The sequence below is a fragment of the Kitasatospora sp. NPDC057904 genome (assembly GCF_042887925.1).
Taxonomy (GTDB): domain Bacteria; phylum Actinomycetota; class Actinomycetes; order Streptomycetales; family Streptomycetaceae; genus Kitasatospora.
In genome coordinates this window covers 70,975-89,635 of the sequence record NZ_JBHVOL010000006.1, presented here as the reverse complement: position 1 = coordinate 89,635, position 18,661 = coordinate 70,975, and the positions used below count along the sequence as shown (strand labels likewise).

Here is an 18,661-nt window from a genome sequence, read left to right as displayed (position 1 = left end):
CAGCACCACCACCCTCACCCCGACCAGCCCACCGGAAGGATCCCGCCATGCCGGGTCAGCCCCTCGACGACGGCACCGCGCACGCCCTCGTCGCCGCGGCCGCCGCCGCCCCGTCCATCCACAACACCCAGCCCTGGCGGTTCCACCTCGACACCGTCCACCGGACCTTCGAGGTGCACGCCGCGCGGCGGCACCCCCTGCCGCACACCGACCCGGACGGCCGGGCCGTCCACCTCTCGATCGGCGCCGCCCTGTGCAACCTCGCGGCGGCGGCCGTCCACCTGGGCTGGGAACCCGTCGTACGCCTGCTGCCCCAGCCGGACCTCGCCGGCCCGCTCGCCACCGTCCGGCTCGCCGGTGCCCCCCGCGCCGCCCTGCTGCGCCGCCCCGACCTCTACCGGGCCATCTGGCGCCGCCGCTCCAGCCAGCTGCCGTTCCTCCCCGACCCGGTGCCCGGCCCCGTCCTCGCCGAACTCGCCGAGGCCGCCCGGTCGGACGGCGCCCGGCTGCGCCACCCGGACGCGGCCGAACGCGCCCGGCTGCTCGCCCTCACCGCCGAGGCCGAGCAGCGCTCCGCCGCCGACCCGGAGCGCCGGGCCGAGAGCCGCTCCTGCCTCGCCTCCCCCGGCGCGGCCGAGGGCCTGCCCGTCTACGCCCTCGGCGCGCAGGACAGCAGCGGACGCCTGCCGATGCGCGCCTTCGCCGGCCCCGCGGACGGGGTGCCCGGGGAGCGCGCCCCCTTCGAACCGGAGCCGCAGCTGCTCCTGCTCACCACGCGCCACGACGGACCGGCCGATCGGCTGCGCGCCGGCCAGGCCCTGCAGCACGTCCTCCTCCTGCTCACCCTCCACGGCCTGCGCGCGTCGTTCCTGCACCAGGCTCTGGAATGGCCGGACCTGCGCGACCGCATGACCGGTGCCGGACGCGGCGCCGCGCAGATGCTGCTGCGGATCGGCTACGGCCCGGCAGGCTTCCCCACCCCGCGACACCTCACGACCACGCTCCTCCGGCACTCCGACGTCCTGTCCCCCACCCACTGACCCCGTCCGGGACAGCGGGGCCGTTCGGCCCTATCGGAAGCGGCGCCCGCGGTGCACGATGTCCCTCGGCCCATCCACTCCGCCGGCCCGGCGGACCCAGGATCCCGGAGATGTCATGACGGACACCGCGACGGCCCGCCCGGCCCTCCCCATTCGCGTGTTCCTGCTCGACGACCACGAGGTGGTCCGCCGGGGCGTGCGCGAACTCATCGAGACCGAACCGGACCTGACGGTGATCGGCGAGGCCGCCACCGCCGAGCAGGCGCTGGCCCGGGTGCCCGCGCTGCGCCCCGACGTCGCCGTGCTCGACATGCGCCTGACCGACGGGGACGGTGTCACCGTCTGCCGCGAACTGCGTTCGCGCATGCCGGACCTGGCCTGCCTGATGCTCACGTCCTTCGACGACGAGGACGCCCTGCTCGACTCGATCATGGCCGGTGCCGCCGGCTACGCGCTGAAGCAGATCAGCGGCACCGACCTGATCGCCGCGATCAGGACCGTCGCCTCCGGCCAGTCCATGCTCGACCCCGGCGCCACCAGCCGCGTCATGGCCCGGCTGCGCAGCGAGCGCGCCCCGCAGGAATCCGGACTGCCCGAACTCACCGAGCGGGAGCGGGAGATCCTCGCCCTGGTCGGCGAGGGACTGACGAACCGGCAGATCGGCGGACGGCTGTACCTCGCGGAGAAGACGGTCAAGAACCACATCTCCAGGCTGCTCGCCAAGCTCGGCGTCGAGCGGCGCGTCCAGGCCGCGCTCATCGCCAACCGGACCCTCTCCCCGACCACCCGGTAGGCCGACAGGGCCCCGGCCGGGACCACTCGGCGCGCGGGCGGGGACCGAACGGCCCTCGCCCCCGACGGAGGCCACGCGAACAATCGATTCCATGGAACCCGCCCACACCTCCACCACGAACGCCCCGCTGGACGAGCGGCACTGCCTCCGGCTCCTGGCGGGCGCCTCGGTCGGCCGCGTGGTCTACACGGTCGGCGCCCTGCCGGCCGTGCTTCCGATCCGCTACCGTCTCGGAGCCGACGGCAGCGTGCTGCTGCACGCCACCGCGCACTCCGAACTGGTGCGAGCGGTGTCCGGCGCACTGGTGGCGTTCGAGGCCGGTCGGGTCGACGAGGCGGACGGAACCGGATGGAGCGTCACGGTGCTCGGACGCGCCGACGTCTCGCCGGGCCCGGCGACCGACGGAACCCCGCTCGCCCCCCAGGTCTCCATCCGGATCCGGCCCGAACTCGTCACCGGCCGACTCCTGCCGGGCACCCCGCCCTGACCGGACGCGGGCCCGGTCAGAGAGCGAGCGGCGCCGACCACACCAGCCGGGTCCCTCCCTCCGCGAGGCGCTCGACCTCGAACGACCCGCCCAGCGTCTCGGCCCGCTCCGCCAGGTTCCGCAGACCGCTGCGCCGCCCCTGTTCGGGGATGCCGACCCCGTCGTCCTGCACGGACAGCGCCACCCGCCCGCCCGCCGCCTGGAGCGCGACCTCGACCCGGCCCGCCCGCGCGTGGCGGGCGGCGTTGCTCAACGCCTCGGCCAGCACGGCGAGGACGTGCTCGGCCACCTCCGGGGGGACGTCGGTGTCCAGCAGGCCCTCCATGCTCAGCCGCGGCGCGAACCCGAGCACCGCCTGCGCCTGCTCCACCGCGCGGACGGCCCGGGACCGCAGCCCGCGGCCGGTGGCCTCCTCGCGGGCCCGGAGGCCGAAGATCGTCGACCTGATGATCTTGATGGTCTCGTCCAGGTCCCCCACCGCGCGCAGGACCCGGTCCGACGCGCCGGTGTGATCGATGAACCGCGCCGCGCTCTGCAGCGTCATCCCCGTGGCGAACAGCCGCTGGATGGCCAGGTCGTGCAGGTCCCGGGCGATCCGGTCGCGGTCCTCCAGCATCGCCAGCTGCTCGGCGTCGCGGCGCCGCTCCGCCAGCTCCAGCGCGAGCGCGGCCTGGTCGGCGAAGCCCAGCAGCGGGCCGATCTCCCGGTCGGTGAACTCGGATCCACCGGCCTCCCTGGCCAGCAGGAGCACACCGTCGATCTGCCCCTCGGCCCGGCCCAGCGGTACCGCGACCGCCGGCCCGAGCCCGTTGAAACGACTCGCTCCTGCGGCCAACCGCGGTTCACCGGCCAGGTCCGCCGTCGTCGCCGGCACCCCCGAGGCACAGGCCTCGCCCGAGAGGGAGCCGTCCAACGGCACGGCCAGGCCCGCCCGGCCCGCCGTGTCCCCGCCCAGGGCCAGTTCCACGCGCAGCGTGTCCGTCCCGGCCACCGGCACGGACACGTCGGCCAGATCGGCGCCGGTGATCTCCCGCGCCCGCTGTGCGATCAGCTCCAGCACCTCCGAGCGCGAGCCCCCGGACAGCAGGGCCCGGGTGATCTCCCCGCTCGCGCTCAGCCAGCGCTGCTGGCGCTGGGCCTCCTCGTACAGCCGGGCGTTGTCGATCGCCACCCCCGCGGCCACCGCGAGCGTCGAGATCACCGCCTCGTCGTCCGCGTCGAACTCCTCGCCGCCCTGCTTGTCGGTCAGGTAGAGGTTCCCGAAGACCTCTTCGCGCACGCGCACCGGAACGCCCAGGAAGCTCCTCATCACGGGGTGGTGCGCCGGGCAGCCGAACGACGAGGGGTGCGCGGACAGGTCCTCCAGCCGCAGCGGCTCCGGGTGGCGGATCAGCTCGCCCAGCAGTCCCCGCCCGGTCGGGTACGGACCGATCCGGGCGATGTCCTCCGCCGTCAGGCCCACCGTGAGGAACTGCGACAGCGACTCCCCGTCCGGCCCGATCACCCCGAGCGCCGCGTACCGCGCGTCCACCAGGACGGCCGCGGCCTCGACGATCCGCCGCAGCACCTGCGTCAGGTCGAGCTCGCGGCCGACCGACAGCACCGCCTCCAGCAGGCTGTGCACCCGGTCCCGGGTGCCCCGCGCCGCGTCGATCCGCGCCTGGAGCTCCTCCAGCAGTTCGTCCAGCCGCAGCTGCGGCATCCGGGACCGCCCCACCTCGCCACCCACCGACACCCTCCTCGCCTCTGCCGACGGGCCAGATTCTCGCAGACGACGGCGAACGACCGGGTGGCCTCCGCCGCACCCCGCCCCGGCCGCACCGGGACCTTCGGTACCGAAGCGGGGCTGCTCGGCCCCTGTGGCGGGACCGGAGCACGGCGGGACGCTGGTCACCGGCCGGACCGCGCACGACGGTGCCGCGGACGGCCCACGACCAGGGAGGTCACGGAGATGACGCACAACGTGGTGGTCGGGATCGACGGCTCGACGGCGAGCGCGGCGGCGGCCGAATGGGCCGCCGCCGAAGCCCGCCGCAGCGGCCACGGGCTGCGGTTGGTCCACGTCGCAGGCACCGAGGCCGACGCCCTCGCCCGCGAGCTCGACGGTGTGGGCGGTGTGCCCGAGCACGTGGCGGCGATCCGCGACCGGATCGCCGCCGCGCTGCCCGGCCTGGAGGTCACCTGCGAGGTCCTGCCCGGGCACCCCGTGCCCGCACTCACCGCCGCCGGCCGGCGGGCCCCGCTGCTGGTCCTCGGCTCCCGTGGACTCGGCGGCTTCGCCGGCCTGCTGGTCGGCTCGGTCGGACTGCGCACCGCCGCCCACGCCGACTGCCCCGTCGTCCTGGTCCGCGCCGGCGCGGACGGACGCGCCGGATCGCCCGGCGACGTGGTCGTGGGTGTGGAGGGCGACCGGCCGTGCGACGCCGTGCTCGGCTTCGCCTTCCGGCACGCGGCCGACAGCGGCGCCGCGCTGCGGGCGGTGGAGAGCCGCCGCCCGTCCCAGGGCCCGTACGTGACGGAGGCCCCGCTGGACGACCGGGAGATCACGGAGTCGCTCCGGACGGCGGCGGAGGTACGGCTCCGGGACGCGCTGGCTCGCTGGCGGGACAAGTACCCCGAGGTCCCCACGCGGGTGGACGTGTGCACCTGGAACGCGGGCCGGACGCTCGTGGAGGCCTCCCGCAGCGCGTCGCTGGTGGTGCTCGGCCGGCGCGCGCCCCGGCACCCGCTCACCGTGCCCCGGCTCGGACCGGTGGCCCACGCGGTCCTCCACCACGCGCACAGCCCGGTCGCGATCGTGCCGCACGCCTGAACCGCCGTCGTCCCGGGCCCGGGACAGGGACCAATCGCGCCCCGTCCCGGGACCTTCGAACCGCCGGACGTGCCCCGATGGGCCGCTCCCCGGAACCCCCTCAGTAGGAAAACCTGGAGGCGGAGGCGCATCCGAGACCCGCCGACGCCCCGATCCACGACGATGCCCCGGAAAGGCAGACCGGCATGCCACGCCACCCGCAGAACGAGGGCCCTCGTGACGAGGAGCCGACCGCCGTCGACCGCCTGGTCGCCTCCGCCCTGACCGCTCTCCAGGAGTACACCGGCTTCACCCAGGAACAGGTCGACCACATCGTCAAGAAGGCCTCGCTGGCCGCCCTGGAGCGGCACACCGCCCTCGCGGTGCTGGCCGTCGAGGAGACCGGCCGCGGGGTCTTCGAGGACAAGGCGGTGAAGAACGTCTTCGCCTGCGAGAACGTCACCCACGTGATGGCCCGGACCAGGACCGTCGGGGTGGTGCACCGCGACGAGATCGACGGCATCGTGGAGATCGCCGAACCGGTCGGCGTCGTCGCCGGCATCACCCCGGTGACCAACCCGACCTCGACCACGATCTTCAAGTGCCTCCTGGCGCTCAAGACGCGCAACCCGGTCGTCTTCGCCTTCCACCCCTCGGCCCAGCGCTGCTCGGCCGAAGCGGCCCGGATCGTCCGCGAGGCGGCGGTGGCGGCCGGCGCACCGCGGCACTGCATCCAGTGGATCGAGGAGCCGTCGATGGCGGCCACCCACGCCCTGATGAACCACCCGGACGTCGCGACGATCCTGGCCACCGGCGGCAACGCGATGGTCCGGGCCGCGTACTCCTGCGGCAAGCCCGCCCTGGGCGTGGGCGCCGGCAACGTCCCCGCGTACATCGAGAAGAGCGCGGACCTGGAACGGGCGGTCAACGACGTCGTCCTGTCGAAGTCCTTCGACAACGGCATGATCTGCGCCTCCGAGCAGGCGGTCGTGCTGGACGCGGAGATCCGCGGCGCCGCGCTCGGCGAGTTCCGCATGCTCAAGGCGCACCACGCGAGCGCCGAGGAGAAGGCACTGCTCGAACGGCACCTGTTCGGGGCCGGCGACGGCACGGCCTGCGCGGGCGGCCGGCTGAACGCCTCGGTGGTGGGCCGCTCGGCCGCGCAGGTCGCCGAGGCGGCGGGTTTCCGGGTGCCGGCCGACACCTCGGTGATCCTGGCCGACTGCGAGCGGGTCGGGCCGGCCGAGCCGCTGACCCGGGAGAAGCTCTGCCCGGTGCTCGCCGTCCTCACCGCGCACTCCCGCCGCGAGGGCGTCGAACTGGCCGCCGCGATGGTGGAGTTCGACGGGCTCGGGCACTCGGCGGCCGTGCACACCGAGGACGCGGCGTTCGCCGAGGAGTTCGGGCACGCGGTCAAAGCCTGCCGGATCATCTGGAACGCGCCGAGTTCGCAGGGCGGCATCGGCGACGTCTACAACGCGTTCACGCCCTCGCTGACCCTCGGCTGCGGCAGCTACGGGCACAACTCGGTCTCCGGGAACGTCTCGGCGCTGAACCTCGTCAACATCAAGCGGATCGGGCGGCGCAACACCAACATGCAGTGGTTCAAGGTCCCGCCGAAGATCTACTTCGAGCGCAACTCGGTCAAGTACCTGGCGAGCATGCCGAACGCGCACCGGATCGTCGTCGTCACGGACCGGACCATGGTGGAGATCGGCCACCTGGAGCGGATCCGGGGCGTCCTCGGGCGCCGCCGCGATCCCGTGGAGGTGCGGGTGGTCGACGACGTCGAGCCCAACCCGAGCATCGACACCGTCCGCAAGGGCGCCGCCCTGATGCGGGAGTTCGAGCCGGACACCATCGTGGCGCTCGGCGGCGGCTCGCCGATGGACGCCGCCAAGGTGATGTGGCTGATGTACGAGCACCCGGAGGTCGAGTTCGCGGACCTGAAGGAGAAGTTCTTCGACATCCGCAAGCGCGCGTTCACCTTCCCGGACCTCGGCGAGAAGGCCAAGCTCGTGTGCATCCCGACCACCTCGGGCACCGGCAGCGAGGTCACCCCGTTCGCGGTGATCACCGACACCGCCACCGGCCAGAAGTACCCGCTCGCGGACTACGCGCTCACCCCGAGCGTGGCGATCGTGGACCCGGCGCTGACCACCGGGCTCCCGAAGCACGTCACCGCGGACACCGGCTTCGACGCCCTCACCCACTGCATCGAGGCCTACGTCTCCGTCTACGCCAACGACTTCACGGACGGGCTCGCCCTCCAGGGCGTCCGGCTCGTCTTCGAGAACCTGGAACGCGCCGTGACCAAGGGCCCGGACGACCCGGTGGCCCGAGAGAAGATGCACAACGCGGGCACGATCGCCGGCATGGCCTTCGGCTCGGCCTTCCTCGGCGCCGTGCACGCCATGGCGCACACCCTCGGCGCGACGTTCCACATCGCCCACGGCCGCACCAACGCCCTCCTGCTCCCGCACGTCATCCGCTGGAACGGCTCGGCCCCTGCCAAGGTGACCGGCTGGCCCAAGTACCGGAGCTACGTGGCCCCAGATCGCTACCAGGCCATAGCGCGGATGCTCGGCCTGCCGGCCGCGACCCCGGAACAGGGCGTCGAGTCCCTCGCGGCGGCCGTCGAGGACCTGCGGGACCGGGTCGGCATCCCGCGGTCGTTCAAGGCGGCCGGCGTGGACGAGGCGGCGTTCCTGGCGGCCCTGCCGCAGCAGGCGATGAACGCCTACGAGGACCAGTGCGCACCCGCCAACCCCCGGATGCCGATGCTCGCCGACATGCAGCGGCTGATGCGCCAGGCCTACTACGGCGACCAGGCCTGAGAGAGGACACCGAGATGACCACCTCGCAGCAGGAACACACCACGAGCGCCTGGGACGGGTTCAAGGGCGGGCTCTGGCGGGACGCCATCGACGTCCGCGACTTCGTCCAGCACAACTACACCCCCTACGAGGGCGACGCCTCCTTCCTGGCGGGCCCGACCGACCGCACCCTCGCCGTGTGGCGGCAGATCACCGACCGCTTCCCCGAGGAGCGGGCCAAGGGCGTGTACGACGTCGCGTTCGACATCCCGTCGAGCATCACCGCACACGCACCCGGCTACATCGACCGGGAACGGGAGTTGATCGTCGGCCTGCAGACCGACGCCCCCCTGAAGCGCGCGATCATGCCCAACGGCGGCTGGCGGATGGTCGCCGGAGCGCTGCGGACCTACGGCTACCCGGTCGACCCGGAGCTGGAGAAGATCTTCACCCGCTACCGGAAGACCCACAACGACGGCGTGTTCGACGCCTACACCCCCGAAATCCGGGCCGCCCGCAAGGCCGGCGTCATCACCGGCCTGCCGGACGCCTACGGGCGCGGCCGGATCATCGGCGACTACCGCCGCGTCGCCCTCTACGGCGTGGACCGGCTGGTCACGGCCAAGCTCGCCGAGAAGGCCGGCCTGGACGCGGCACCCACCGACCCCGCGCGGATCGAGGAGACCATCCGCGAACGCGAGGAACTCGCCGAGCAGATCAGGGCCCTGGGCGAGCTCAAGGAGATGGCCGCGGCGTACGGGTACGACGTCTCCGGGCCGGCCCGGACCGCCCGGGAGGCCATCCAGTGGCTGTACTTCGCGTACCTGGCCGCCGTCAAGGAACAGAACGGCGCGGCGATGTCGCTCGGCCGCACCTCGACGTTCCTGGACGTCTACCTCCAGCGCGACCTGGAAGCAGGCGTTCTGACGGAACGTCAGGCTCAGGAGTTGATCGACGACTTCGTCGTCAAGCTCCGGATCGTCCGCTTCCTGCGCACCCCCGAGTACGACGAGCTCTTCTCCGGCGACCCGACCTGGGTCACCGAGTCGATCGGCGGCATGGGCGTGGACGGCCGCACCCTCGTCACCCGCACCTCCTTCCGCTACCTGCAGACCCTCTACAACCTCGGTCCGGCGCCCGAGCCGAACATGACCGTCCTCTGGTCGCCGCGGCTCCCGCAGGGGTTCAAGGAGTTCTGCGCCCGGGTGTCCATCGACACCTCCTCGGTGCAGTACGAGTCGGACGAGCTAATGCGCCCGCGCTTCGGCGACGACACCGCGATCGCCTGCTGCGTCTCCGCGATGGAGGTCGGCCGGCAGATGCAGTTCTTCGGCGCCCGCGTCAACCTCGCCAAGACCCTGCTCTACGCGGTCAACGGAGGCCGGGACGAACTCTCCGGTGAGCAGGTCGGCCCCGCCACCACCCCGGTCCACGGGGACGTGCTCGACTACGAGGAGGTGCTCGCCCGCTTCGACGAGCAACTGGAGTGGCTCGCCGGGACGTACGTCCACGCGCTGAACGTCATCCACTACATGCACGACCGGTACGCCTACGAGCGCCTCGAAATGGCCCTGCACGACCGCGACGTCCGGCGCACCATGGCCTGCGGCATCGCCGGTCTGGCGGTCGCCGCCGACTCCCTGTCCGCGATCAAGTACGCACGGGTCCGGCCCGTGCGCGACGAGACCGGGCTGGTCACCGACTACCTGGTCGAGGGCGGGTACCCCGCGTACGGCAACAACGACGACCGGGCGGACGGGATCGCCGTACGGCTCGTCGAGGAGTTCATGCACAAGGTGCGCAAGCACCCCGCCTACCGGGGCGCCGAGCACACCCAGTCGGTGCTCACCATCACCTCCAACGTCGTCTACGGCAAGAAGACCGGCAACACCCCGGACGGCCGCCGGGCCGGTGCGCCCTTCTCCCCCGGCGCCAACCCGATGAACGGGCGCGACGCCCACGGCTACGTCGCCAGTGCGCTGTCCGTCGCCAAACTGCCCTACGAGCACGCCGAGGACGGCATCTCGCTCACCAACACCGTCACCCCCGACGCGCTCGGGCGCACCCCCGAGGACCGCGTGCGCAACCTGGTCGGCGTGCTGGACGGCTACACCGCGTGCCGCGGCTTCCACATGAACGTCAACGTCCTCGACCGGGACACCCTGCTCGACGCGATGGACCACCCGGAGAAGTACCCGCAGCTGACCATCCGGGTCAGCGGCTACGCCGTCAACTTCGTCCGGCTGACCCGCGAGCAGCAGCTCGACGTGATCGGCCGCACGTTCCACGACGCGCTGTAGCCCACCTCCACTCGCGGTGCCGGCGTCTCCCCGACCGAGGACGCCGGCACCGCGCCGCACTCCGAGGGACACCCGATGACCGCCACCGGCATGCTGCACTCCTGGGACCTGTCCACCGGCGTCGACGGGCCCGGTACCCGCTTCGTCACCTTCCTGGCCGGGTGCCCGCTGCGGTGCCTCTACTGCCACAACCCCGACACCTGGTCCATGCGCCACGGTCGGCCGTGCTCGGCGGACGAGATCGTGCGGGAGGCCGGGAAGTGCACCGGCTTCATCCGGGCCGCCGGCGGCGGCGCCACCATCAGCGGCGGCGAGCCGCTCCTCCAGCCCGCCCTCACCGGCGAGCTGCTGCACCGCTTCAAGCACGAGCTCGGCCTGCACACCGCCCTGGACACCTCCGGCTTCCTCGGCGCCCGCGCCTCCGACGCACTGCTCGCCGACACCGACCTCGTGCTCCTCGACATCAAGTCCTGGGACCGCGCCCTCTACCGGCACCTGACCGGCCGTGAGCTCGCCCCCACCCTGGCCTTCGCCCGCCGCCTGGCCGGCCTCGGCACCGAGGTCTGGGTCCGCTTCGTCCTCGTCCCGCACCTGACCGACCCCACCGCCAACATCGAGGGCGTCGCCGCCTTCGCCGCCTCGCTCGGCAACGTCACCCGCGTCGACGTCCTCCCCTTCCACAAGCTCGGCGCCCCCAAGTGGCGTGCCCTGGGCCTGGACTTCGCCCTCGCCGACACTCCGGTCCCCACCCCCGACCAGACCGCCGAAGCTCGGGCGGTCTTCACCGCCCACGGCCTGTACACCGTCTGACCGGCCGGGCCGTGACCGCGGACACCCGACCGGCCGGGTGTCCGCACCCGGCACGTGGACGCGCACGGCGGCGGGTCAGCCGGAGCGGTGGCGGGCCGCGGTCGGGACGGTGTGGTGGCCGAGGTGGGAGGTGACGTCGACGACGCCGTCCACGCTGCGGCACAGGCGCTCGACCACCTCCGCCGGGCCTCCGCCGTCGAGCGTGCCGGCGAGGGTCACGCGGCCGTCCCGCACCGTGACGTCCACGGTGTCCGGATCGACGCCCAGGACGCGGCGCAGGACCTCGGCCCGGATCTCCTCGCGGATGGCCGAGTCGTGGCGGAGGAACACGCGGAGCAGGTCGCCGCGGCTGACGATGCCCACCAGGCGCCCGGCCTCGTCGACGACGGGCAGCCGCTTGACGTGTTCGCCCTGCATCACCCGGGCCGCCTCGACGACCGTCCACTCCGGACGGGCGCACACGGCCGGGCGGGTCATCAGGCCCACCGCGGTGGCCGCCCGGCTGCGGGCGCGCTCACGGGGCGGGAGGTCCGGGGCGGGCATCAGTCCGGCCGGGTCCTCCTGCGCCGCCTCGTTGACCAGCAGGTCGGCCTCGGAGACCAGGCCGAGCGGCCGGTCCTCGTCGTCGAGGACGGGGACGGCGGTGATGTCGTGCTCGGCGAGCAGCCGGGCGATCTCCTTGAATCCGGTGTCGGGCCGTACGTGCACGACGGCCGGGGTCATCAGTTCTCCCACGATCCGGTGTCGCATGGTCGGTTCGTTCCTTTCCGGTCGGCGGCACGGCCGCGCGGCGGGGACGGGTGTGCGGGGACGGGTGTGCGGGGTCAGGCTTCGGGGTGGCGGATGACGACGACCGGGCAGGTCGCGTGCTGGACGCAGTGCTGGCTCACCGACCCGAGCAGCGCACCCGCGAAACCGCCGTGGCCGCGGCTGCCGACGACCAGGAGTTCCGCACCGCGGGCCGCGTCCAGCAGGCACTGCGCGGCGCCGCCCTCCTGCACCCGGGTCAGGACCTCCACGGGACCGCCTTCGACGACGGCCTCCCTGACGCTGTCGTCCAGGATCTTGCGCGCGATGCCGGGCAGTTGCTCGTAGGCGGTGACCGGCACCGTCCACCCGGTGGCCACCGGGTGCTGCCAAACCGTCAGGGCCTCCACGACGGCCCCCTGCATGCGGGCCTGGTGCACGGCCCACCGCAGTGCGTCGACCGACGCCGGTGATCCGTCGACGCCGACCACGATCCGCCGCTGCCTCGATCCGGTGTGCTCGCTCACGGGTTCCTCCTCGGTGTTCTCGTTTCCCCAACCATCCGCGTCGCCGGAGCCGTTGCGAAGGACCGAACGGGACCGCCCGTCCGGGACCTTCAGCCCGGCGGGCGGGACCACCGCGGCCCGGTCCGGCGGCTCGGCCCGACCGGCCCGGCCGGCAGGGCCGTACGCCCCTGGAATCCGGGTCCGGGGTGCGGTGCAGTCGTGGTGCCGGCGGGAACCGCGGGCACCCGATCACGGAGGCGGACATGGGCGGTACGGGCGGGGACGGCGACGGGCCGGCGATCGAGCTGGCCGCGCTGAGCAAGTACTACGGCCGCAAGGCCGGCATCGAGCACCTGGACCTGACCGTTCGGCGGGGTGAGGTGTTCGGGTTCCTCGGCCCCAACGGCGCCGGGAAGACCACCACGATCCGCTGCCTGGTGGGCCTGCTGCGCCCGAGCGCCGGACGGATCCGGCTGCTGGGCCTCGACCCGGTGGCCGACCACCGGCGGCTCGCCCCGCGACTGGGCTACCTGCCGGGCGAGCTGCGGCTCTACCCGGAGCTCACCGGCGCGCGGACGCTGCGGCTGCTCGGGGACCTCCAGGGCGCCCCGACCCCCCGGCGCGGCGAGCTGTGCGAGCGGCTCGGGCTGACGGCCGCCGACCTCGCACGACCGGTTCGCGAGTACTCGCGCGGGATGAAGCAGAAGCTGGGCCTGGTCCAGGCGCTCCAGCACGACCCCGAGCTGGTGGTCCTGGACGAACCCACCGAGGGCCTGGACCCACTGGTCCAGGAGGTCTTCTTCCACCTGCTCGACGAGGCCTCGCGGGCCGGCCGCACGGTCCTGCTCTCCAGCCACGTGCTGCCGGAGGTGCAGCGCTCCTGCGCCCGGGTGGCCCTCGTGCGGGCCGGGCGGCTGGTCGCCGTACGGGCCGTGTCGGCGCTGCGCGAGGAGCGCGCCCGGCGGGTGCGGCTGGTGCTGGCCGACGGCCTGGGCGCCCGTGACCTGGGGCGGGCGCAGCGGTGGTCCCCGCAGTGGCACGGTGACGAGGTCAGACTGCTCGTCCCGCCGGACGAGCTGGTCGCGGGCGTCGGCGAGCTCCTGGCCGGCCTGCCGGTGGCCGACCTGTCGGTGGAGGAGGCCGGACTGGACGAGGCGTTCCTGGATCTGTACCGGCAGGACGCCGGAGCGGTGGAGGTGCGGTCATGAGGGCACGGTTCCCGCTGTTCCGGCTGGCCCTGCACCGCCGGCGGAGGATGCTGGCGTTCCTGGCAGCGGGCATGGTCCTCTTCGAGGTCCTGATGGTCGCCGTCGTCCGCGCGGTGCCGCCCGAGCAGTTGTTCTCCGGTGCCGGGCGGGGCGTGCCGGACACGCTCAGGGCGTTCTCCGGCTCGACCGGGGACGTGTCCATCGCGAGTTACGCCGGCCTGCTCGGGGCCGCTCTGGTGCACCCGTTCTGGATCGCGATGCAGTTGACGGCGATCGGTTCGCTGGCCGCGGCGGCCGTCGCGGCCGACGTCGAGGCGGGCACCGTCGAGCTGCTGATGGTCCGTCCGGTCTCGCGAACGCGTCTGCTGGCCGAACGCGCCGGAGCCGTCGTCGCGGCCTCGATCCTGCTCAACGCGGCCGCCACCCTGACGCTCACGGCCGGCGTGGCCCTGTCCCCCGCCGTGCACCGCGCGGTGCCGCTCGACGGCGTCCTCGCGGCCGGGCTCCAGGGATGCGCCTTCACTCTCTGCCTCACCGGGCCGGCGCTCGCCGTCTCGGCCGCGGCGCGGCGCCGGGCCCCGGTGATCGGTGCCACGATCGCGCTGGGTGCCGTCGGATTCGCCGCCAACTTCGTGGCGATGGCCTGGCACCCGGCCGCAGCGCTGCGCTATCTGAGCCCCTTCCACTACTACACGCCGGGCGACGCCCTCGCCCACGGCACCCTCGGCTGGGGGCAGTCGGCCGTCCTGGCCGCCGTCGGCGTCGCCGGGGTGTGCGCCGCCCTCCCGCTCCTGCGCCGACGGGACCTCGCGCCCTGACCCTCCCCGGGGCCGAAGGTCCCTGGCCGGCCCCGGGACCCTCGTTCCGCCACCGGCGACCAATGGCCCGCAGACCCGCCGCCGGACGCGGGAGCACGCTGGGTCCGAGGCCGGGGACCCGGCCTCCCCGCCGGAACTCCGGCTCGGTACACGACAGTCGAGGAGACGTCCGATGCCCAAGGCCCACCTGGTCGGCGGCGGTATCGCCGCCCTGTCCGCAGCAGCGTTCCTGATCCGCGACGGCGGCTTCGCCGGCGACGACATCCACCTCTACGAGGCGCAGGAGGTGGTCGGCGGCAGCCTCGACGCGGGCGGCACGCCGGAGACCGGCTACACGATGCGCGGCGGCCGGATGTTCGAACCGCAGTTCCGCTGCACGTTCGACCTGCTCTCCGGCATCCCGTCGCTGGACGACCCGTCGAAGTCCGTCACCCAGGACATCCTCGACTCGCACGCGGAATCCCCCTGGGACGACGCCGCCCGGCTGGTGGACGCGAAGGGGCGGATCTCCGACGGCCACGCCATGGGCTTCTCCGAACGTCACCGGCTCGACCTCGTCAAGTGCCTGGCCACGCCCGAACGGCTGCTGGACGGCAGGCGCATCACCGACTGCTTCGACGCCGGTTTCTTCACCACCGACTTCTGGTACATGTGGTGCACCACGTTCGCCTTCGAACCCTGGCACAGCGCCGTCGAGTTCCGGCGCTACCTCAAGCGCTTCGTCCACCTCTTCCCGGAGTTCGGCGCGATGTCCGGGATCCGCCGGACCCGCTACAACCAGTACGACTCGATCGTCCGCCCGCTCACCGCCTGGCTCCTGGCCCGGGGCGTGCGCGTCCACACCGGTCGGCCCGTCGCCGACCTCGCCTTCCGGCACGGGCCGGGGACGAGCGTCGAGCGCATCCACTTCGGCGGTGCGCACCCCGACCTGGCCGTCGCCGAGGACGACCTCGTCCTCGTCACCAACGGATCGATGACCGCCGACTCCGTCCTCGGCTCCCACACCGCCCCGCCGGAGGAGCCGAACACCTCCCGCAGCCCGGACGCCTTCCTCCTGTGGCACCGGCTCGCCCGCGGCCGCGAGGACTTCGGCCGGCCCGCCGTCTTCGACCACCACGCGGACGAGTCCACCTGGGAGTCCTTCACCGTGACCGAGCGGGGCGGGACCTTCGCGCAGTGGATGGAGGAGTTCGGCGGTCGCCCCACCGGCCGCGGGGGCCTGCTGACACTGACCGACTCCCCGTGGCTGCTCACCCTCGTCGTCAACCGCCAGCCGGTCTACCAGCACCAGCCCGAGGGCGTCTGTGTGTGGTGGGGCTACGGCCTCCGTCCCGACGAGCCCGGCACCTTCGTCAAGAAGCCGATGCGGGAGTGCAGCGGTGCGGAGATCCTCGACGAGGTCCTCCGGCATCTGGCCGTCGCCCCCGTGACCGCCGAACGGATCACCGCGGCCTCGACCGTCATCCCCTGCCTGATGCCCTACATCACCAGCCAGTTCCTGGTGCGCCGCCACGGCGACCGGCCCGAGGTGGTGCCGGAGGGATCCGCCAACCTCGCCTTCATCGGCCAGTACGCCGAGGTCCCCGACGACGTGGTCTTCACCGTCGAGTACTCCGTGCGCACCGCCTGGACCGCGGTGTCCCGGCTCCTCGGCCTCGACCGCCGGCCCCCGGCCGTCCACAAGGGCCACCACGACCCGCACGTCCTGGCGGAGGCGCTGCACGCCATGCACCGCAGGTGACCCACTCGCGCCCCGCCTGATCACGCCCTGTGGGGACCGGAAGCACCGGTCCCCACAGGGCGTTCCGGCCGGTACCGGTCCGACCGACGGGACCCCGCCTGCCGGTCAGTCGCCCCAGGTCCAGTCGGTGACCTCGGGCAGGTCGGTGCCGTGCTCGCGGATCCAGTCGTGGTGGCGAGTACGCCGGTCGGCCATCTCCTGGCGCAGGGCGGCGGCGCGCACGGCCAGGCCGGGAACCCGGTCGATGACGTCCATGACCAGGCGGTAGCGGTCGACGTCGTTGCGCACCACCATGTCGAACGGCGTCGTGGTCGTACCGGACTCCTTGTAGCCGCGCACGTGCAGGTGCGGGTGTACGGCCCTGCGGTAAGCCAGCCGGTGGATCAGCCAGGGGTAGCCGTGGTAGGCGAAGATCACCGGGTGGTCCCGCGTGAACAGGGCGTCGAACTCGGCGTCCGGCATGCCGTGCGGGTGCTCCTCCGCGGGCATCAACCTGGCCAGGTCCACCACGTTGACCACCCGGACCCGCAGGTCCGGCAGGTGCCGGCGGAGCAGGCCCGCGGCGGCGAGCACCTCCTGGGTGGGGACGTCGCCGGCACACGCGAGGACGACGTCGGGCTCGCGGGTGCCGTCCTCGGTGCCGGCCCACTCCCAGATCCCGGCGCCGCGGGCGCAGTGGTGGCGGGCCTCGTCCAGGGTGAGCCAGTCGAAGCAGGGCTGTTTGCCGGCGACGACGACGTTGACGTAGTCGCGGCTGCGCAGCACGTGGTCGGCGGTGGCGAGCAGGGTGTTGGCGTCCGGCGGGAAGTAGACGCGGACGGCCTCGGGGCTCTTGTTGAGGACGTGGTCGACGAAGCCGGGGTCCTGGTGCGAGAAGCCGTTGTGGTCCTGGCGCCAGACGTGCGAGGTGAGCAGGTAGTTGAGCGAGGCGATCGGTGCGCGCCAGGGCAGCGTGCGGGTCGTGCGCAGCCATTTGATGTGCTGGTTGACCATCGAGTCGACGATGTGGACGAACGCCTCGTAGCAGGAGAACAGGCCGTGGCGACCGGTCAGCAGGTAGCCCTCCAGCCAGCCCTGGCAGGTGTGTTCGGAGAGGATCTCCAGCACGCGCCCGTCGCGGGCGAGGTGTTCGTCGACGGGCAGCGTGTCGGCCTGCCACGCCTTGCCGGTCGCCCGGTAGACGGCCTGGAGGCGGTTGGACGCGGTCTCGTCCGGGCCCACCAGGCGGAAGTCCCGGCGCCCGGCGGTGGCGGCCGTCAGGTCGGCGAGCAGGTCGCCGAGGACCCTGGTGGGCTCGTGCAGCGTCGCACCGGGCTTGTCGACGGTCACGGCGTACCGTTCCAGCGGGGGCAGCGGCAGGTCGCGCAGCAGCAGGCCGCCGTTGGTGTGCGGGTTCGCGCCGAGCCGGCGCGCGCCCTCGGGGACGTGTCCGAGGACCAGGGGCACCGGGCGCCCGTGCTCGTCGAAGAGCTCCTCCGGCCGGTAGGAGCGCAGCCAGTCCTCCAGCTGCCGCAGGTGCGCGGGGTCGTCGCGGACGCGGTCCAGCGGCACCTGGTGGGCGCGCCAGGTGCCCTCCACGGGCAGTCCGTCGACCTCGGCCGGGCCGGTCCAGCCCTTGGGCGTGCGCAGCACGATCAGCGGCCAGTGCGGTCGGCCGGTGCCGCCCCCGGTGCGGGCCTCGTCCTGGATGGCCGCGATCCGGTCCAGGGCGGTGTCCATGGCCTCGGCCATGGCCCGGTGGACCGTCAGCGGGTCGTCGCCCCCGACGTACAGCGGGAGGTGGCCGTAGCCGCGCAGGAGGGCGTCGAGTTCGTCCTCGGGCAGGCGGGAGAGCACGGTCGGGTTGGCGATCTTGTAGCCGTTGAGGTGGAGGACCGGCAGCACCGCGCCGTCGTGGACGGGGTCGAGGAACTTGTTGCCGTGCCAGGACGCCGCCAGCGGTCCGGTCTCCGCCTCGCCGTCCCCGATCACGCAGGCGACCAGCAGCCCGGGGTTGTCGAAGGCGGCGCCGTAGGCGTGCGAGAGCGCGTAGCCGAGTTCGCCGCCCTCGTGGATCGAGCCCGGGGTCTCCGGCGCGACGTGGCTGGGCACGCCGCCGGGGAAGGAGAACTGGCGGAACAGCCGGGCCATGCCGGCCTCGTCGCGGGTGACGCTCGGATAGGTGTCGGTGTAGCTGCCCTCCAGCCAGGAGTTCGCCAGCACGGCCGGTCCGCCGTGCCCCGGGCCCCACACGCAGATCGCGTCGAGGTCCCGGGCCTTCACCACCCGGTTGAGGTGGGTGTGCACCAGGTTCAGCCCGGGCGAGGTGCCCCAGTGGCCGAGCAGGCGGGGCTTGATGTGCTCGGGACGCAGCGGCTCGCGCAGCAGCGGGTTGGCCATCAGGTAGATCTGGCCGACCGCCAGGTAGTTGGCGGCCCGCCAGTGGGCATCGAGTGCGCGGACCTCCTCCTCGGGCAGAGCGCCGGGAGCCGGGCTGGGGGTGACGGACATCGTTGCGGTCTCCTCGGATTCGGTGGGACGCCTCGGCCGCCGTGACGGGCGGCCCCGCCTTCATCGTCACGTCGCGGTCGACCCAGCCGCAGGGCCGAACAGGCCACAATCCGC

The 18,661-nt window shown here is 73.4% G+C and carries 14 protein-coding genes; 10 read left to right on the top strand and 4 right to left on the bottom strand.

All coding sequences use genetic code 11. The features are described from left to right. Positions 1–47: 47 nt before the first annotated feature. The 3 genes from ACFVSN_RS17245 (at position 48) to ACFVSN_RS17235 (ending at position 2,320) form a co-directional block, all read left to right on the top strand. Positions 48–1,040, top strand: a complete 993-nt coding sequence (locus tag ACFVSN_RS17245) for an Acg family FMN-binding oxidoreductase (protein WP_387955714.1) — start codon at positions 48–50, stop codon at positions 1,038–1,040. A gap of 115 nt (positions 1,041–1,155) precedes the next feature. After that, positions 1,156–1,833 carry a response regulator gene (locus ACFVSN_RS17240; RefSeq protein ID WP_387955712.1) on the top strand — a complete coding sequence of 226 codons (678 nt, stop codon included), beginning with the start codon at positions 1,156–1,158 and terminating at the stop codon, positions 1,831–1,833. Between the two features lie 91 nt (positions 1,834–1,924). Further along, a complete protein-coding gene (locus tag ACFVSN_RS17235; RefSeq protein WP_387955710.1) occupies positions 1,925–2,320 on the top strand; it encodes a pyridoxamine 5'-phosphate oxidase family protein in 396 nt (131 codons plus the stop codon). 16 nt (positions 2,321–2,336) lie between these two features. On the opposite strand, the gene ACFVSN_RS17230 is transcribed toward ACFVSN_RS17235, so the two are convergent. Further along, positions 2,337–4,022: a GAF domain-containing protein gene (locus ACFVSN_RS17230; RefSeq protein ID WP_387956218.1), complete on the bottom strand. Its 1,686-nt coding sequence runs from the start codon at positions 4,020–4,022 to the stop codon at positions 2,337–2,339. Positions 4,023–4,271: 249 nt separating this feature from the next. Between ACFVSN_RS17230 and ACFVSN_RS17225 the strand changes: the two genes are divergently transcribed. The 4 genes from ACFVSN_RS17225 (at position 4,272) to pflA (ending at position 11,037) form a co-directional block, all read left to right on the top strand. Further along, a complete protein-coding gene (locus ACFVSN_RS17225) occupies positions 4,272–5,132 on the top strand; it encodes a universal stress protein (protein WP_387955708.1) in 861 nt (286 codons plus the stop codon). Between the two features lie 185 nt (positions 5,133–5,317). Continuing rightward, positions 5,318–7,948, top strand: coding sequence for a bifunctional acetaldehyde-CoA/alcohol dehydrogenase (gene adhE, locus ACFVSN_RS17220; RefSeq protein ID WP_387955706.1), 2,631 nt, complete (start codon positions 5,318–5,320; stop codon positions 7,946–7,948). A gap of 14 nt (positions 7,949–7,962) precedes the next feature. Further along, a complete protein-coding gene (gene pflB, locus ACFVSN_RS17215; RefSeq protein ID WP_387955704.1) occupies positions 7,963–10,227 on the top strand; it encodes a formate C-acetyltransferase in 2,265 nt (754 codons plus the stop codon). 75 nt (positions 10,228–10,302) lie between these two features. Continuing rightward, a complete protein-coding gene (pflA, locus tag ACFVSN_RS17210) occupies positions 10,303–11,037 on the top strand; it encodes a pyruvate formate-lyase-activating protein (RefSeq protein WP_387955702.1) in 735 nt (244 codons plus the stop codon). A 75-nt stretch (positions 11,038–11,112) separates the two neighbouring features. Here the strand turns inward: pflA and ACFVSN_RS17205 are convergent, their stop codons facing one another. Together ACFVSN_RS17205 and ACFVSN_RS17200 are read right to left on the bottom strand one after the other, a co-directional pair. Next, positions 11,113–11,787: a CBS domain-containing protein gene (locus ACFVSN_RS17205; RefSeq protein WP_387955700.1), complete on the bottom strand. Its 675-nt coding sequence runs from the start codon at positions 11,785–11,787 to the stop codon at positions 11,113–11,115. Positions 11,788–11,861: 74 nt separating this feature from the next. Then, the gene (locus tag ACFVSN_RS17200) at positions 11,862–12,311 is read right to left on the bottom strand and encodes a universal stress protein (RefSeq protein WP_387955698.1); all 450 of its coding nucleotides are present in this window, start codon (positions 12,309–12,311) and stop codon (positions 11,862–11,864) included. 242 nt (positions 12,312–12,553) lie between these two features. On the opposite strand from ACFVSN_RS17200, the gene ACFVSN_RS17195 reads away from it, so the two are divergent. The 3 genes from ACFVSN_RS17195 (at position 12,554) to ACFVSN_RS17185 (ending at position 16,057) form a co-directional block, all read left to right on the top strand. Then, positions 12,554–13,498, top strand: a complete 945-nt coding sequence (locus ACFVSN_RS17195) for an ABC transporter ATP-binding protein (protein ID WP_387955696.1) — start codon at positions 12,554–12,556, stop codon at positions 13,496–13,498. Continuing rightward, on the top strand, positions 13,495–14,316 hold the full coding sequence (locus ACFVSN_RS17190; protein ID WP_387955695.1) for an ABC transporter permease subunit: 822 nt from the start codon (positions 13,495–13,497) through the stop codon (positions 14,314–14,316). Before ACFVSN_RS17195 ends, ACFVSN_RS17190 begins: the two co-directional genes overlap by 4 nt. A 172-nt stretch (positions 14,317–14,488) precedes the next feature. Continuing rightward, complete coding sequence (locus ACFVSN_RS17185) at positions 14,489–16,057, top strand: oleate hydratase (RefSeq protein WP_387955693.1); 1,569 nt, start codon at positions 14,489–14,491, stop codon at positions 16,055–16,057. A 105-nt stretch (positions 16,058–16,162) separates the two neighbouring features. Here ACFVSN_RS17185 and ACFVSN_RS17180 read toward each other — a convergent pair whose 3' ends face one another. Continuing rightward, the gene (locus ACFVSN_RS17180; protein WP_387955692.1) at positions 16,163–18,547 is read right to left on the bottom strand and encodes a phosphoketolase; all 2,385 of its coding nucleotides are present in this window, start codon (positions 18,545–18,547) and stop codon (positions 16,163–16,165) included. Positions 18,548–18,661 lie beyond the last annotated feature (114 nt).